Annotated in this window: 16 protein-coding genes; 3 read left to right on the top strand and 13 right to left on the bottom strand. The window is 46.1% G+C overall.

The window, feature by feature from the left end:
* Positions 1-20: 20 nt before the first annotated feature.
* On the bottom strand, positions 21-1,448 hold the full coding sequence (rlmD, locus tag AC3WS5_RS01010) for a 23S rRNA (uracil(1939)-C(5))-methyltransferase RlmD (RefSeq protein ID WP_492465326.1): 1,428 nt from the start codon (positions 1,446-1,448) through the stop codon (positions 21-23).
* A gap of 38 nt (positions 1,449-1,486) precedes the next feature.
* Positions 1,487-2,437 carry a methylenetetrahydrofolate reductase gene (locus AC3WS5_RS01005; protein ID WP_492465325.1) on the bottom strand — a complete coding sequence of 317 codons (951 nt, stop codon included), beginning with the start codon at positions 2,435-2,437 and terminating at the stop codon, positions 1,487-1,489.
* Positions 2,438-2,504: 67 nt separating this feature from the next.
* Here AC3WS5_RS01005 and lptB point away from each other — a divergent pair, with 67 nt between their 5' ends.
* Positions 2,505-3,332, top strand: a complete 828-nt coding sequence (gene lptB, locus AC3WS5_RS01000) for an LPS export ABC transporter ATP-binding protein (protein WP_492465324.1) — start codon at positions 2,505-2,507, stop codon at positions 3,330-3,332.
* 79 nt (positions 3,333-3,411) lie between these two features.
* Here lptB and AC3WS5_RS00995 read toward each other — a convergent pair whose 3' ends face one another.
* From AC3WS5_RS00995 to AC3WS5_RS00970, 6 genes are all read right to left on the bottom strand, one after another.
* Entirely contained in the window at positions 3,412-3,702 is a 291-nt protein-coding gene (locus AC3WS5_RS00995) for a hypothetical protein (RefSeq protein ID WP_492465323.1), read from the bottom strand.
* A 308-nt stretch (positions 3,703-4,010) separates the two neighbouring features.
* Complete coding sequence (locus AC3WS5_RS00990) at positions 4,011-4,832, bottom strand: SDR family oxidoreductase (RefSeq protein ID WP_492465322.1); 822 nt, start codon at positions 4,830-4,832, stop codon at positions 4,011-4,013.
* A gap of 11 nt (positions 4,833-4,843) precedes the next feature.
* The gene (gene lptC, locus AC3WS5_RS00985) at positions 4,844-5,404 is read right to left on the bottom strand and encodes an LPS export ABC transporter periplasmic protein LptC (protein ID WP_492465321.1); all 561 of its coding nucleotides are present in this window, start codon (positions 5,402-5,404) and stop codon (positions 4,844-4,846) included.
* A 171-nt stretch (positions 5,405-5,575) separates the two neighbouring features.
* Positions 5,576-6,970, bottom strand: a complete 1,395-nt coding sequence (locus AC3WS5_RS00980) for a hypothetical protein (RefSeq protein WP_492465320.1) — start codon at positions 6,968-6,970, stop codon at positions 5,576-5,578.
* The gene (locus AC3WS5_RS00975) at positions 6,963-7,691 is read right to left on the bottom strand and encodes a type III pantothenate kinase (protein WP_492465319.1); all 729 of its coding nucleotides are present in this window, start codon (positions 7,689-7,691) and stop codon (positions 6,963-6,965) included. The genes AC3WS5_RS00980 and AC3WS5_RS00975 overlap by 8 nt, the downstream gene beginning before the upstream one ends.
* A gap of 81 nt (positions 7,692-7,772) precedes the next feature.
* On the bottom strand, positions 7,773-8,420 hold the full coding sequence (locus AC3WS5_RS00970; protein ID WP_492465318.1) for an LON peptidase substrate-binding domain-containing protein: 648 nt from the start codon (positions 8,418-8,420) through the stop codon (positions 7,773-7,775).
* A gap of 156 nt (positions 8,421-8,576) precedes the next feature.
* On the opposite strand from AC3WS5_RS00970, the gene AC3WS5_RS00965 reads away from it, so the two are divergent.
* Together AC3WS5_RS00965 and meaB are read left to right on the top strand one after the other, a co-directional pair.
* Positions 8,577-9,455, top strand: coding sequence for a glycosyltransferase family protein (locus tag AC3WS5_RS00965; RefSeq protein ID WP_492465317.1), 879 nt, complete (start codon positions 8,577-8,579; stop codon positions 9,453-9,455).
* Positions 9,456-9,627: 172 nt separating this feature from the next.
* Entirely contained in the window at positions 9,628-10,539 is a 912-nt protein-coding gene (gene meaB / locus AC3WS5_RS00960) for a methylmalonyl Co-A mutase-associated GTPase MeaB (protein ID WP_492465316.1), read from the top strand.
* A 46-nt stretch (positions 10,540-10,585) separates the two neighbouring features.
* Here the strand turns inward: meaB and AC3WS5_RS00955 are convergent, their stop codons facing one another.
* From AC3WS5_RS00955 to AC3WS5_RS00935, 5 genes are all read right to left on the bottom strand, one after another.
* Positions 10,586-11,341 (bottom strand): glycosyltransferase family 2 protein, encoded by a 756-nt coding sequence (locus AC3WS5_RS00955; protein WP_492465315.1) that lies wholly within the window; start codon positions 11,339-11,341, stop codon positions 10,586-10,588.
* Between the two features lie 52 nt (positions 11,342-11,393).
* The gene (locus AC3WS5_RS00950; protein WP_492465314.1) at positions 11,394-12,149 is read right to left on the bottom strand and encodes an RluA family pseudouridine synthase; all 756 of its coding nucleotides are present in this window, start codon (positions 12,147-12,149) and stop codon (positions 11,394-11,396) included.
* On the bottom strand, positions 12,146-13,141 hold the full coding sequence (locus tag AC3WS5_RS00945; protein WP_492465313.1) for a pseudouridine synthase: 996 nt from the start codon (positions 13,139-13,141) through the stop codon (positions 12,146-12,148). Before AC3WS5_RS00945 ends, AC3WS5_RS00950 begins: the two co-directional genes overlap by 4 nt.
* Before the next feature lie 267 nt (positions 13,142-13,408).
* Positions 13,409-13,771: a hypothetical protein gene (locus AC3WS5_RS00940; RefSeq protein ID WP_492465312.1), complete on the bottom strand. Its 363-nt coding sequence runs from the start codon at positions 13,769-13,771 to the stop codon at positions 13,409-13,411.
* A 386-nt stretch (positions 13,772-14,157) separates the two neighbouring features.
* Positions 14,158-14,853 carry a YjjG family noncanonical pyrimidine nucleotidase gene (locus AC3WS5_RS00935; RefSeq protein ID WP_492465311.1) on the bottom strand — a complete coding sequence of 232 codons (696 nt, stop codon included), beginning with the start codon at positions 14,851-14,853 and terminating at the stop codon, positions 14,158-14,160.
* Positions 14,854-14,996 lie beyond the last annotated feature (143 nt).

The following is a 14,996-nucleotide window of genomic DNA, read 5'->3' as shown; positions in this document are numbered from 1 at the left end:
ACATTATTATTTCTCGCCAGTTACCGCCGTTTGAGTTGTACGACATTTTCTATATGCAGAGTATGTGGAAACATGTCCACGGGTTGGATACGGGTTACCTCGTATTGTTCGTCAAGAATGGCCAGATCCCGCGCCTGCGTAGCGGGATTGCAGCTCACGTAAACCACCACTGGTGCTTCCATTTCATTGATCTTTCTAACCAGTTTCTCATGCATTCCGGCCCGAGGCGGGTCCGTAATGATTACGTCCGGCCTGCCATGTGCATCAAAAAAATCATCGTTACAGATATCAGTCACATCGCCGGTGTAAAACGAACTGTTTTTCAAGTTGTTCAGTTCGGCATTGAGCCTTGCGTCTTCCACCGCCTCTGCCACCATTTCCACACCAATCAATTTACCCACGTTTTTACCGCAGAAAATCCCAATACTGCCCGTACCGCAATACAGGTCGTACAGGGTTTCCCTGCCGGTCAGTTCAGCAAACCGGCGTGTCACTTCATATAGTTTTGTTGCTTGTCTGGTATTGGTTTGAAAAAATGATTTAGGTCCGATCTTGAACTGGAAATCTTCCATTTTTTCTATGACATAGCCCTTTCCGGAAAATACCACCGGCTCAAGGCCATGCAGGCTGTCGTTGAATTTATTGTTGATAGTGTACAATACGGAGGTAATGCCCGGAAACTTCGCAACAACATGTTGCAACAGGGCGTTGATCTTTTCGGGATCGTCATAGCCAAAAACAAGATTGATCATCCATTCCCCGGTTTCGCAGATACGTACCTGGAGGTTTCGCAACAGTCCGCGATGGTTTCTAAGATCGTAAAAACTGTAACCGTTCTCCAGAGCAAATGCCTTCACAGCCAGTCTGATCTCATTCGAAGGCTCTTGCTGCAAGTGACAAGTTTGGATATCCACGATCTTATCCCAGAATTTTTTTGCATGAAAACCTGCCACATTTTGCTTACCTGCCAGGTGAGGGTCGGCGCCTTTTTCTTTCAGCGCTGCAAATTCTTCTTTTGGAATAAAGGTCTCCGTTGCAAAAGTGTACTCAAGTTTATTCCGGTACCGCATGGTCTCGGCGGCGCCTAAAATCGGCTGGATTTCGGGGATTTTTAATTTCCCAATTCTTTGCAGGCTGTTGGTGACCTGCTTCTGTTTGTACAATAGTTGCTTTTCGTAGGGCAGCATTTGCCACTGGCACCCACCACAAACCCCAAAATGGCTGCAAAACGGGTCGGTACGGTCGGGCGACAACAGATGAAAACGCACCGGGTATCCTTCCCCCCAATCTTTTTTGTTTTTTACAAGGCGGATATCCACGATATCACCGGGCACAACCTGTTCCACAAAGATCACCTTCCCGTCCACCCGGGCCAGAGATTTTCCTTCGGCGGCATAATCTTCCATCCGGACTTTTTCAAGAATGATATCTTTTTTCCTTCGAGCCATACAACAAAAATAGCAGGTAATCAGCCTGACGGGGTTGGTTATAGTTGTCTGACCACATTTCCAACACGATCGGGATTCCCCAGTGTGTAAAAGTGCAGCACCGGGACCCCATGCTTTTTCAGATCCTTTGCCTGCATCAGCAGCCATTCCTGTCCCACTTTCTCCACATCTTCATTGGATCCGCATCTTTGCAGTTCCCTGGAGAGATCAGTGGGCAGGTCGATATGAAAGATTTTCGGCAGCACGGTCATCTGGTTTTTGACAGCAATGGGTTTTAGTCCGGGAATGATTGGCACGGTAATACCTATTTCACGGCATGCTTTTTCAAATGCATAAAACCTTGAATTATCAAAAAACATCTGCGTGACAATATAATCTGCGCCGAGGTCCACCTTACTTTTTAAATAACTGAGGTCCGTTTCCATGTTTGGCGCCTCAAAATGTTTCTCCGGATATCCTGCCACACCTATACTAAAATCAGTCTTCTTCCTGTTTTTGAGGTCATCTTCCAGGTAAATGCCATTGTTTAGGTTCACCACTTGTTTAAGAAGTTCCGAAGCGTAATGATGGCCATCGGGGTTTGGTATAAATGCCGTTTCATTTTTAGCTGCATCACCCCGAAGCACCAGCACATTGTCAATGCCGAGGTAATTCAGATTAATCAGCGCATCTTCCGTTTCGCTGATACTAAATCCCCCACAGATCAGGTGGGGTACGGTGTCCACATTATATTTATTCATAATGGCAGCACAGATGCTTTCTGTTCCCGGCCTCTTTCGCACGATTACTTTTTTGAAACTTCCATCGGGATTTTTCTTAAAGACATGTTCGCTGCGATGGTAGGTGACATTAATATAGGCCGGTTGGAATTCCATCAGCGGATCCAGGTGATCATAGAGCGCCTCAATACCTCTGCCTTTCAGCGGAGGCAGAATTTCAAACGAAATGAGCGTATCTTTTGCCTGGTTGATATGGTCAATTACCTTCATAGGCTGCAAATCTAAGATATTCGTTAACAGGCCGTCCCTTGCCGGTAAAAAAATCATAATTCTTCCTTTGGGAAGGCAAATCTTCCTGCTTTCGCTATTTTTGCCCTGGATGAGTATTACTATCTATACAAAAAACCTTGTAAAGCGCTACGGTGCCAGGACCGTAGTAGACCACGTATCCTTTGAAGTCAACCAGGGAGAGATCGTTGGTTTACTTGGGCCGAATGGCGCCGGGAAAACGACTTCTTTTTACCAGGTCGTGGGACTTATCAAACCCGATGAAGGGGATGTATTCCTGAACGATGAAAATATCACCCCTTTGCCCATGTATAAAAGGGCCAAACTGGGCATCGGTTACCTGCCGCAGGAGGCCTCTGTTTTCAGGAAGCTCAGCGTGGAAGATAATATTGCGGCAGTGCTGGAGATGACCAAACTGACCCGCGAAGAGCAGCGTGAAAAAAGGGAATCGCTGATCGCGGAATTCCGTCTTGAGCACGTGAGGAAAAGTAATGGCGACGTACTCAGTGGTGGTGAGCGGCGGCGAACGGAGATCGCCCGGGCACTGGCAGTAGATCCCAAATTCATCCTCCTGGATGAACCGTTCGCAGGGATTGACCCCATTGCAGTGGAAGATATTCAGAGCATCGTAGCCCGGCTTAAATACAAAAACATCGGGATTTTAATTACCGATCATAATGTAAACGAAACTTTATCTATTTGCGACAGGGCCTACCTTATGATTGAGGGAAAAATTTTCAAGAGTGGCACTGCCGAAGATCTTGCGGAAGATGAGCAGGTTCGAAAACTCTACCTCGGCCGGAATTTTGAACTTAAACGCAAAGATTACCTGCACGAAGAGGCTCTGAGGGAAAATTCCCGGGATGCTGAAATCTAATGCCGCGCCTGCGTCAGCACAAAATAAAAACGGCCCCGGGGACAGGCCGCTTGTCAAAGGATTAGATGATGCTCAAGAGTCAGGGAACAGAATTTGCGGATTCTTCTTCAGAAACTTCCAGTTTGTTGTCTGCCGAAAACTTATTTCGATAAACGGTAAAATCCTGGATTATACTTTCAATGGTTTCCAGCGCCTCGTCTGAAGATTGATGCAGGTCAGGCATTTTTTGATCCAATAAACCGGCACCCAGGTTGATATTTTCTGCTTCAATTTGAACCACTTTCTTAAGGATAGATATTTCACTGTTTTTCAGGTCTTCCAACTCTCTTAAAATCTTATCCATTATACCCAACTTTTCACGTTTTTCCATAAGAAAACATTTTAAGTTAAATTAAATTGCCCGTCTGCTCAATCTTGTGAACCAGAAATTTCGCGGCATTCAGGGTCAGTTATCAAACGCCCGGTCATTTCCGGAATTTGGCAAAGTCCGGGAACTACGCTTATTCCGGAAATGGCACAAATACCATGCAAAAGAATTTTAATTTGGGATTTTTAACCATATCTCCACATTCCGGATCCAGCGCACCTTTCAAAATTTGTATGACTTCCCAAGGTTTAACAGTTCAATTAACAACTATAGCCGTGTCTCACAGCTATAAGCTGGTTTTAAGTGATTGTTCAATCGAGGAACAGGTCGGGAAAGAGAGGAGCGCCCGGCGTTACCGCGTATTTGTCGAGATTGGAAATTCCTTCCAGCAAGAGGACTTTTTCATCAATAAAACAGTTCCCGCTTCGGGCACCTGGCGCACTGGAAAGAATATGAAAAGCAGCGTCAGCAACAATGCCGGCGTTTCGGCTCATCTTTAAAAGATCCTCTCCACCCGGGAGTTGCCTGATGGCTGCAGTATTGATAATGGTTTTGGGCCATAATGTGTTGGACGCAATGGGTATCTGCTTAAATTCTTCAGCCCAGCCAAGCGCCATCATCGTCATATTATATTTCGAGATCGTATAAGCCTGATGCTTAGCCAGCCATTTTAAATCCATATCTAAAGGTGGGGAAAGGGTCAGTATGTGTGCGTGGTCTGAGACTTTCAAATAAGGCAGGCAGGTCTTGACAACCAGGAAACTTCCTCTGACGTTGATATCGAACATCAGATCGAATTTTTTGATTTCCGTATTCTCCGTGCCGGTCAGTGCGATCGCGGACGCATTATTGATCACGATATCAATACCTCCGAATGTTTTCACACCTTCAGACACGGCATGCGCAACCTGATCCTCAAAGCGGATGTCACAGGGCACAGGCAAAGCCTTGCCACCGGCAGCTTCGATTTCGCTGGCAGCGGTATATATAGTGCCTTCCAGTTTCGGATGTTCCTGAACCGTTTTTGCCGCAAGGATAATATTAGCACCTTCGCCCGCCAGACGGATAGCAATGGCTTTTCCGATTCCCCTGCTGCCGCCCGAAATAAAGAGGGTTCTGTTCCTGAATTGCATAGGGTCCTGTTTTAACGGGGAATTTCGCCTTCACCGGTTTGTATCTCCCCGGTTACATTTTTGAATGTGATCTTCTTAAGATCCTGCGTTGCTTCCAGACCATATTTACCATCCAGCTTTTGAGTGGGTGAGCGGTAAAGTGCCAGTTTATCTGTATAGAACAACTCTTTATTCTGATCCCACCAAAGGTCTTTGCAGTAGATTGTATCGCCTCTTTCACTGATCACTCTTACGCTGTCGCGCAGGTAAACCTTATTCGTATTTTCCATATACTTACCATATCTGGCATCGAGACGGGTATCCACGATCTTAAAATCGTTGTAAAAATCCACATGAAGGGATTTGGGGAATTCGGTGTACATCGTATCGGTCATAACGCGTAGCATGACCGGTGCAGTGAGTTTGGCTTTGACCTTGCCACCCTGTGACAAAAAGCTTTGAATATTTGTAGCCTGATCAATCATAGGACCCCGTTTTTGCAGGGCAGCAATATCTTTCTCGCTGTTCTCGCAGGAAGAAAACACGGTCATCAGGAATGCCGGAAAAACCAGATATCTGACAAGATTTTTCATCCGTATATTTTATTTCACTGCCTTCGGCGGCTAGTGATATGGTCGAATGCCTGCCTTTTTGGTAAACAGGGAACTTCGCTTATACATTCGCCGGTGTGAGAAAAAGTCTCCTAACTTCTTTTCATAACCAGATTGCACGCGCAGGCGGAAAGAATATTATCCCGGCCCGAGCTATTCATACCTTCTTTTGATAAACCAGAAGTCAGTGAGCGAGAATCCAACGGAAAGACGGTACAGATCCTCTTTCATCACATTGCTGTTACTTCCCCGTTTTATGTATTCAAAAGCCAGGTTGATCTGGCTGGCCTGTCCTTTTGCCTGTTGGTTGTAATTAGCCAGGGGTAAGCCCATCCCCACCGTAAGCCCATAGGTGGAAAGCGTTTTGGACGGATAAATATAATCAGGACCCGTGAAAACGCCGAAGCGATAGGCTGCGTTGCTAAAATAGTTTGCTTTGCGGGCCGGTCGTAGTTCGGCACCGAACTTCGCAGTCCAGTTGGATTTTACTGAGCTATCGGGTTGTCCGTAAAACCGGTACTGGTCCCAGTTGTTCCGGGTGAAATCGATTCCAACAAGCCATCCGGATTCTTTCCCCATCATATCCTGTGGTTTCTGGAGCAGAAATCCGGCAGTAACCTCGGCAGGGTAAATCAGATTTCCTTTGATGCCGCTTTGGTTTAATACCGTATCTACCACGGCGTAGCCAGAGGTGCTACTATAGACATAGGTACCGGCCGTTTGGTCACGCGTGGCATTTAGTTTTTGCTGCCAGTTTCCGAAAGCGCCCAGGCCGAGATACATTTTAGAACTGATTTTAAACTGATACTGAACGCCTGCATCAAAATACAAACCGCCAAGGGCCGTTTTTGTCCTGCGGAATCCATTTGCATAATTTATTGAGTCATTATGAATGGATCTGCGTGTGGTATAATCCTTCTTTCCAAACATGTATCCGCCGTTCATACCGAGCCCTAAAAACGAATTCTCACCGGTTTTGAACTTAACGCCCGTACCGAAGTAACCCAGGTTCAATCCTCCCGTTCCTTCGTAAAGGGTCTGTCCCTTGTCGATAACCCTTCCTGTCGCCGCGTCAGTGATCTGACTGCTGTCGATTAGTTTATAATCTATCGCGTGTACAGGTCGCAATCCAAAGGCCAGGCCCCAGTTTTTTCGCAGGGGGAGGCCGAGACCAACATTACTGAAAATAATATTATTCGATGTAAAACTCTTGTTCGTCCCCGGATCAATGGTCCGGCGCCCTTCATAGTTTACCCCAATATTCAGTACGGCACGTCCGTACGAAAGTTTCCTGGATTTCTCCTCATTCGTGGAGTAGAAAAAGGCATAAGTAGCAGGATTGGAATAGTTGATGTTGAAATAGTCGTTCGAAGCAGCGCTTACGCCGCCCATTCCACGTGTCATGATGTTTGTTCCAGGCGCCCGGTCACCCAACCCATACCGGGAAAAAGGTGAATTGTTTTGGGCATGCAGTGATGAACGAAGCCCCGGGAACAGTAAAACCATCAACAGGAAGAGTATAGAAATACGGTCGAATTTTCTAAGCATTGTTAACTTCACTGATCGCATAAAGTCCTTTAAATAATAATTCTGGGTCGGCAAATATCCTGCTTTTCAGGTGTGATGCCAAATGTTGCAAATCCCCCCCGGTTAATACCACGTTAAAGTTGTCAAATTTAGCACTGTATTCCGAGATAAAACCATCTAATTCATAGGCCATTCCCAGGATTACGCCGGATAGTATATTTGTTTCAGTATCATAGCCGATCAGGGGCACGTCGGCCTGTGCCTCGATCAACGGAAGCTTTGCCGTGTAGTACTGCAGCGATTTGAGCCGTATTTCTAGTCCGGGGGAGATCGACCCGCCCACCAGTTCACGGTATTTATTGAGAAAATTTAGGGTGATGCAGGTTCCAAGACCGATAATGAGGAGATTGCAGTCGGGATAAAAGTGTACGCCACCCGCCGCCAGAGCCAGCCTGTCAGCCCCGATTGATGCAGGCTGACCAATGGGTGTTGTTAATGGGAGGCTCGACAGATGGTTCAGCAGGTGAAAGCGGGAGTGCTTCCTCAGCAGAGGCTCTATCTCAGGGTTGTGGTCGATCACGGACGATAAAATAGTCTTATCAGGTTTGTAGGTCTCAATCAAAGATTGAAAAGTGCGCGTGCTATCATCCTCCAATACTAATATTTTATCGATTTTATCCTGTTTGAAAATTGCGGCTTTTTTCCGGGTGTTGCCAAAATCAAAACAAATAGTTACAGACATTTCGTGAAAATAGGTTAAAATTCAGGATTCAGGAAAAGTAGTATATAAGTAGTATATAATTAAACTTCCGGGAATTTGCGGTCACTTAGGGTACGGACCTCTGTAACTTTTCAAATGACGGAAATGACCGTTCATCTGAACTCGCTCCTTGAGAAGATGCAGGGCAGTAACCGTAGGTAGAATTTCCATAAAATGTCTTTTCAGGTAAGCCTGTCTCTGTCTTTCCGTAGTCAGTTGCAGGAACTCGTATTCCTGCTGCAGACCCAGGCCGGCGAAATGGGCAATGTCATAGGTCGAAACGACTCCTTCGGCTTTCAGGAAAGATTTTTCGATACCCAAGCGCTTCAAAACCAGGTTGGCCTGGGTGACCAAAGTTCTCATGGCCGACTTACTGCCATCGGTTGAGTTTTCCGGATAATTCACGATTGCGCCGCTGTACTGCTTTTCAGGGATTTTTGCAATGATTTCGAGCACCCTGAATATGTCTCCCGCCCGCGTTTTAATATCCATTTTGCCGCCTTCGTAGGTGTGACTAACTTCTTCGATGTGAAGCAGGGTCCCAAATTCCATTACTTTTTCCTCCAGTACAACGGGGATCCCAAAGGGCTTCTTCTGAGCCAGGCAGTCCTTGACCAATTGCTGGTACCGGACTTCAGAAATATGCAGGTTCAGAAATTCACCGGGGAACACCACAATTTCCAAAGGAAAAATGGGAATGAAATTAGTCATGCGCAAACATACATTAAAAACGCGGGTCCTCCCGACCAGCGAATTTCGCGGGAGATAGCAGCCGATAAGACAAGAATTCGCAGTTTGCGCCATTGCCGGGGCAAAAATTTAAAGTTACGGTTACATTGCAAGCGCTAATTTTGGCGCCCAAGTGTAATGATGATGAAGGTTTGTGGTTTTTCATTTGTTAGAAACGGCGTTAAATTCGATTATCCATTCCGGGAAGCCCTGCTGTCCATTCTGCCCCTTTGTGATGAGATCATTGTGGCGGTGGGAAAGTCGGAAGATGAAACGCTTGCGGCAGTACAGTCCCTGCATCCCAGGATCAGGGTAATAGAAACCGTCTGGGACGAGAACCTGAAAGAAGGGGGCCGTGTTTTTGCCGATGAGACGGATAAAGCATTCCGCGCAATACCCACGGAGTTCGATTGGGCATTTTATATTCAGGGCGATGAAGTCCTGCATGAACATTATATTCCGGTGGTACAAAAGGTGATGGAAGATAACTTGCCTAATCTGGATGTGGATGGATTATTATTTAACTACCTGCATTTTTTCGGATCTTACGATTATGTGGGTACCAAACACTCCAGGTATCGGCGCGAGATCCGGATCGTACGTAACCGGAAGGATATTTTTTCTTTCCGCGACGCCCAGGGTTTCAGAAAAGCGGATAATCAGAAATTAAATGTAAAACAGATCGATGCGTGCATATACCATTACGGCTGGGTGAGGGATCCGGGGGCACAACACCGGAAACTGGTGTCCAGTGAGACCTTATACCATGGCGGCGAAATAGATAAGGAAATCCACGAGGGCCGGGTATTCGATTACGACAAGGCAGAAGAACCCGTGATCCCTTTCGATGGGACGCACCCGGCTGTGATGACGGAGCGGATTAAATTACATGATTGGCCCTTCAACCCCGACCCGGACTTCAAATACACCTCGCGCAAAGACTGGTTCAAGAGGAAGATCGCTGCATGGACCGGTTGGATGCCTTTTGAATACCAGAACTATCGGCTGATCAAATAACCGGCTGATCAAATAAAGCTCCGGTTCTGCCTGTTGACCCCATTTATTCCTATTTCCCCTAGTGAAACCCAGTGTTCATTCACCGGATCGCCTATTTTTGCGGGGGGGATGACATCTTAGAAAAAGGAGACCTCAAAAGGTCACATCCACACACTAAAACGCGAAAACGAACATGTGGGCCGAATTAACAGAAAAACTGAACAATGGCGATACGAGAGCATTAGCCCGAAGTATTTCACTGGTGGAAAATGAATTGCCTGGTTATAGGGAGTTTTTGCAGTCTCTACGCGCGGGTCAGACCAGGGTTGTGGGTATCACAGGTCCCCCGGGATCAGGCAAAAGTACACTTACGGACAGCCTGATCGGGCAGGCCGTAGATGAAGGCCGGAAAGTTGCTGTGCTATGCGTTGACCCCTCGTCACCCTTTAACCTGGGAGCGATTCTGGGCGACCGGATCCGGATGAGCCGTTGGTACACCGATGACCGGGTCTTTATTCGTTCACTTGCCAGCCGCGGATCCATGGGCGGGCTAAATCCAAAAATCATTGAGATCACCGATATATTAAAATCCACTTTATATGACCTGATCATCGTGGAGACGGTTGGCGTAGGTCAGAGTGAAATTGAAATAGCCGGTCTTGCTGATGTAACCGTTGTCGTATTGGTGCCTGAGGCAGGCGATGAGATCCAGACGATGAAAGCGGGACTGATGGAAATTGCTGATGTATTTGCGGTCAATAAGAGCGACCGGCCGGGAGCAGACCGGTTTCTGCGGAATCTACGGATGATGCTGGCGCCGGCTTTTTCAAAAAACCAGTATGAAGTTCCCGTCGTGGCTACCGTTGCCAGCCAGCATAAAGGCGTTTCTGAGCTCTATCACGATATTCAGAAGCTACTGAATACCCCGCGACACAAAGAAAGGAAAGTATGGCTGCTGGCTGAGAAAGCATTTCAGCTCATTCAGAAAGAAAGGATGACCGATATACATAAAGAAAGCCTGAAATATGAAATTGAAGGACTGGTCAGAGATGCCGCTTTCAACCTCTATCGGTTTGTCCAGGAAAAATCGGAAAGGAAAAATTAAGTCAAACTGATAATGTTGAACAAACGAAATTGAACAGGCAGAAAAATCAACCCGTGGCTTCCCGCCAGTATTTTCTGAGTTCCCGATATTTTTGACGGGTATAATTAAAACCGGCGATGGCAATTTGCCGGCCCTCGCGTCCATCTAAAAACCCAAGTTTTAAAATATAGTTTTTCAAAAAATGGAATGAAGGGGCCAGGGCACTTTTAATGAGACTCGCTTTTTTGTTTTTCCTGAAATTCCTGACGGCGCTAAGTTTGGCGTACTGCTCCTGTTTTTTTATAAAATCGACGATATCCGGCGCGGTGTAATGCAATAGGGTTCCTTTTATTTTCTTCTTCTTCAACCTTGGACCGGTCAGCGTTTCATGGACTTCATCCAGGCTCCAGGAAGTGGTTTGCCTGTTGTAAAGCCGATAGACGGTATCGCTTCCCCAGTCACCGTGCTTAATGATCTTTGTTCCCAGAAGATTAGATCTTTTACAGCCGTAGATGGTGTTGGGGTCGGGTTTCAGTCTTCGTATTGCCGCGGCAAGTTCTCCGGTGATCACTTCATCTGAATCCAGGCAAAACACATCGTCGTACAAGACTTCCCGCGCACCTGCATTTCTTGCCCGCCCGTATCCCTGCCAGGTAATATAAAGGATTCTGGCTTTCAGTCTTGATGCGATGGTGAGGGTATTATCTTCACTGCCGCTGTCCACAATCAGTACATCCTGGCTGATGAGAGAGGCGCTATTGATCGCCTTTTCGACCGTGGCTTCTGAATTTCTTGTCAGGATAATTACCGAAATCTGCTGCATGTTCCCTATAATCAGTTAAAGGTAAGGATCGAAGATTTTAATGCCTGGCGGATTAATGAATCCTTAACGAATTGCTTCTCTTTTCAAGTTGCCGGAGCGTTGCTTTCAGGTCTTTATGCAAGGGCGCTTCCAGCTTAATCTGTTTGTTATTTTCATCGGTTATTACGAGCGTGGACGCGTGAAGGCCCAGCCGGTTCAGTATCGGTCTTTCTTCTTCCTCTTTTTTTGACAGGTGGAAACCGGGCTTAATCCCCGAAAGCAGGAATGGTTTCCCGTCGCCATACAGGGTATCGCAGACGATCGGGTGCCCAAGTTCTTTAGCATGCACCCGTATCTGGTGAGTTCTCCCGGTATGTATCCTGAATTGAACCCAGGAGTAATAACCAAAATCCTGTACCACCTCAAAATCAGTGAGCGCCGGCTTTCCACGCTGATGAGTAAGCATCGTTCCTCTTTTTACCCTGTTTTCGGCAATCGGCAAATGGATGCTCCCTTTTTTTTCGGATAGTGTGCCGATTAAAAGTCCGTGATAAATTTTAATGGTCTTTCTTTCTTCAAACTGTTTGTTGTAATGCCGGTGCGCTTCTGCGGTTTTAGCAAAAATGATCAGTCCGCTGGTTTCCCGGTCAAGTCTGTGTATAGTGTACACATCACCGTATTTTTCCCTGAGCAGCTCCTTCAGGGAATATTGTTTCCCCTCCCTGTCTGGAATTGACAAAATACCGGATGGTTTATTTAGTGCTACCAGGGATTCGTTCTCGAAAAGGATCAGCTCCGAAAGTTTTAGGCCGGGGAGTTTTGAAGTCATTTGACAGAATCTTTTGCCGGTGAATGATATTCAGTTTTTTTTAGGTTTAATTTTTTGCCCTTGCCCAGGTATTTAAGGTTTCTGATCTCATTTTCTGTGAGGAACCGGTATCTGCCCCTTTCGATGTTCTTTTTAGTCAGCCCCGCAAACATAACCCGGTCCAGGTTTTTTACTTTGTAGCCCAGCGATTCGAATATTCGGCGCACGATCCTGTTCCTGCCGGAATGTATTTCCAGTCCCACGCGTGTGCTGTCGGCTGGGTCATTGATGGCCATCGCATCCACCGGCGCCGGTCCATCTTCCAGAATAACACCCTTCAGGATCTTGTCAAAATCAATTTTCGCAAGAGGTCTGTCGAGTGTTACTGAATAAATCTTTCTCACTTCATTACTGGGATGTGAAAGCTTCTGTGCAAGGTCACCGTCGTTGGTCAATAATAATACACCGGAAGTGTTCCTGTCGAGGCGACCAACAGGATAAACCCTCTCGGTTCCTGCATTTCGGATCAGATCGAGCACTGTTTTTCGCTTTTGCGGGTCACTTGTCGTGGTAAGGTAATCTTTCGGTTTGTTCACCAGGATGTAAACCAGGTTTTGGACCACGTGAAGTTCTTTGCCATTCAGGAAAACGCTGTCACCTGGTTTTACCTTGTATCCCGGATCCAGCACGGGTTCGTTGTTTACTTTCACCTTGCCTGTTTTCACGAGTTCTGCGGCATCCCTCCTGGAGCTGATCCCGCAATGTGCCAGGTATTTATTCAGCGGCATTTTTTCCGCAGGCCTATCTGAAAACCGGCTGGTGGGACGAGCTTCTTTTATGGGTGGTCTATTACTGGTGCCGGCTGAACGCTGACCGGAAGTTGATTTTTGTTTGTCAAAAAATTCGGCTCTTTCCTTTTTGTATTTTCTTTTTTCCTGTCTGAACGCTTCTTTTTTGGCGGCGTTGCTTTTTTTGTTCGCAAATTTTTCGAACCGCGGATCTGTTTTCTTCATTTTATGAGCATGCTGTTTTTTAAAACCGGGATTTCGAAATAGCCGTCCGGCCACTACCGGAAGAAATGCCGCCTGTGCGAAAAATTCCGGTGACCCGGATTTAGTCGATTTGCAGCTAATTGCAAAATTTGGGTTCAACAGTATGAACTGCAAAGTTAAGGGGTGTGTTTCAACCAGAATGCCAATATAGGTATCAGGTTCATATTAAAAAAATCCCCGGAGGATCCGGGGATAAGGGTACAAATTTAGAATTTAAAATTCCAATTTTTATTTAGGTTGATTGCCCCGCATTTCGCGCATTTTTTCATTGAATTTAGTGGCCTGTTCAGGAGTCAGGATGGAGTCTCTGGCAGCTTGCTGACTTTTCCAGAATTCCATCATTTTTCCCTTTCGTTGTTCCTCTGTGAGCTTGCTATCCCCCTTGAGTTCCTGCATTTTTTTCATGTTGGTCTCATTCAGGGCTTTCAATTTGTCCATTTGATCCTGGTTTAGGTCCAGGTCCTTATAAATGGCTTTCATTTTTTGAGCCATCGCGTTGCCATCGCCACGGGTCGGGCGGTTTTGTTGAGCATTCGCGGAACTAATTACAAAAATGCTGAATAAAGCGACAATCAAAACTGATTTTTTCATGTTTGTATATTTTAATTGATAAAATTCTAAAATAGCCCCTTTGGTTTTTTAAACCCCGTACTTACACGTTGCAAATCCAAACCATAGATATCAAGTCTAACGCTTCTCTCCACGGTGATATTTCTAACTTCTTTGTTAATTTGGTTTTTTTTAGCTTAATGCACCTGCCTTTGCTAAAATGTCCAGAAGCCTGGCGAAAACACCAGTGTGTTTAAGTTGGTCTTTTAATTAGATGGGTATTTTAAGAATATTTTTCGGTTAAGTAATGGAAAACGATCGGACGGCCTGAGGCGATCCCGGGTATTCCGGACGACGGCTCGTACCCTGAAAAAGTTTTGGTTTTATGGCCGGCTTGCTCCTGGAAAAATTCAAACAGAGAACGGTCGTCAGAAGATCTCTTCCAACTCTTTTAGACTGTGGACCATATAGGTAGGCTGGAAGTCGGGTTCCGCTCCGATGTGATTGACATAAACCTGATCCAGACCCGCACGGCTGGCACCTATGATATCTGTTTCCAGATCATCGCCCAGCATAATGCTTTCATCGGCAGTTGCGCCGGCTGATTTCAATGCAAAATCAAAGATGGCTTTTTCCGGTTTGAGGCTATTGGAGCCCTCTGACGTAATGACTTTCCCAAAATATTTTTCAAGGCCTGCATGGCGGATCTTGTGATGCTGAATTTCCTCGAATCCGTTTGTAATGAGATGCAGGCGATAGTCCTTTTTGGTAAGGTAGTCCATGATTTCGATCGCATAAGGAAAAAGGGTATTTCTTGAAGGAAGCTTCTCAAGGAATTGGGTGCTCATTTTTTCTGCGAGCGCTTTATCTGCAATTTTGAAATCAAGCAGGGTCAGCTCCATTCGCTGAACCCTGAGGGTGGCCTGGCTGATCCGGCCATTCCTGTATTTTGCCCAAAGTTGCTGGTTGTGCAGCAAATAATTTTGATGGAACTTTTCAAACGCACTCACTCCTCTTTCGTGGAGTGCCAGCGTTTCATACAAGTCCTGGAGCGTCAGCCTGGCATTGGTATCAAAGTCCCAAAGGGTATGGTCCAGGTCAAAGAAAAGATGGCGATAGGTCATGAATATTTTTTTCGGGAGTCCTCAGTTTCCGCTGCGAAGGTAGGGTTATTGACACCGGATCCTGTATTTCTGCATGAATAAAGGTCGGTTTTCGGCACTATTTGCTCCGGAGCTGTGTCGGGGTTGCCTTTGAAATTACTGAA

The organism is Niabella sp. CPT15-335-S11 (genome assembly GCF_058792415.1).
This window is presented reverse-complemented; position numbering and strand designations above follow the sequence as displayed.

Bases quoted from the DNA above. Each gene is read 5' to 3' on its own strand.
- rlmD (WP_492465326.1), bottom strand. From the start codon at position 1,448: ATGGCTCGAAGGAAAAAAGATATCATTCTTGAAAAAGTCCGGATGGAA.
- AC3WS5_RS01005 (WP_492465325.1), bottom strand. From the start codon at position 2,437: ATGAAGGTAATTGACCATATCAACCAGGCAAAAGATACGCTCATTTCG.
- AC3WS5_RS00995 (WP_492465323.1), bottom strand. From the start codon at position 3,702: ATGGAAAAACGTGAAAAGTTGGGTATAATGGATAAGATTTTAAGAGAG.
- AC3WS5_RS00990 (WP_492465322.1), bottom strand. From the start codon at position 4,832: ATGCAATTCAGGAACAGAACCCTCTTTATTTCGGGCGGCAGCAGGGGA.
- lptC (WP_492465321.1), bottom strand. From the start codon at position 5,404: ATGAAAAATCTTGTCAGATATCTGGTTTTTCCGGCATTCCTGATGACC.
- AC3WS5_RS00980 (WP_492465320.1), bottom strand. From the start codon at position 6,970: ATGCTTAGAAAATTCGACCGTATTTCTATACTCTTCCTGTTGATGGTT.
- AC3WS5_RS00975 (WP_492465319.1), bottom strand. From the start codon at position 7,691: ATGTCTGTAACTATTTGTTTTGATTTTGGCAACACCCGGAAAAAAGCC.
- AC3WS5_RS00970 (WP_492465318.1), bottom strand. From the start codon at position 8,420: ATGACTAATTTCATTCCCATTTTTCCTTTGGAAATTGTGGTGTTCCCC.
- AC3WS5_RS00965 (WP_492465317.1), top strand. From the start codon at position 8,577: ATGATGATGAAGGTTTGTGGTTTTTCATTTGTTAGAAACGGCGTTAAA.
- meaB (WP_492465316.1), top strand. From the start codon at position 9,628: ATGTGGGCCGAATTAACAGAAAAACTGAACAATGGCGATACGAGAGCA.
- AC3WS5_RS00955 (WP_492465315.1), bottom strand. From the start codon at position 11,341: ATGCAGCAGATTTCGGTAATTATCCTGACAAGAAATTCAGAAGCCACG.
- AC3WS5_RS00950 (WP_492465314.1), bottom strand. From the start codon at position 12,149: ATGACTTCAAAACTCCCCGGCCTAAAACTTTCGGAGCTGATCCTTTTC.
- AC3WS5_RS00945 (WP_492465313.1), bottom strand. From the start codon at position 13,141: ATGAAGAAAACAGATCCGCGGTTCGAAAAATTTGCGAACAAAAAAAGC.
- AC3WS5_RS00940 (WP_492465312.1), bottom strand. From the start codon at position 13,771: ATGAAAAAATCAGTTTTGATTGTCGCTTTATTCAGCATTTTTGTAATT.
- AC3WS5_RS00935 (WP_492465311.1), bottom strand. From the start codon at position 14,853: ATGACCTATCGCCATCTTTTCTTTGACCTGGACCATACCCTTTGGGAC.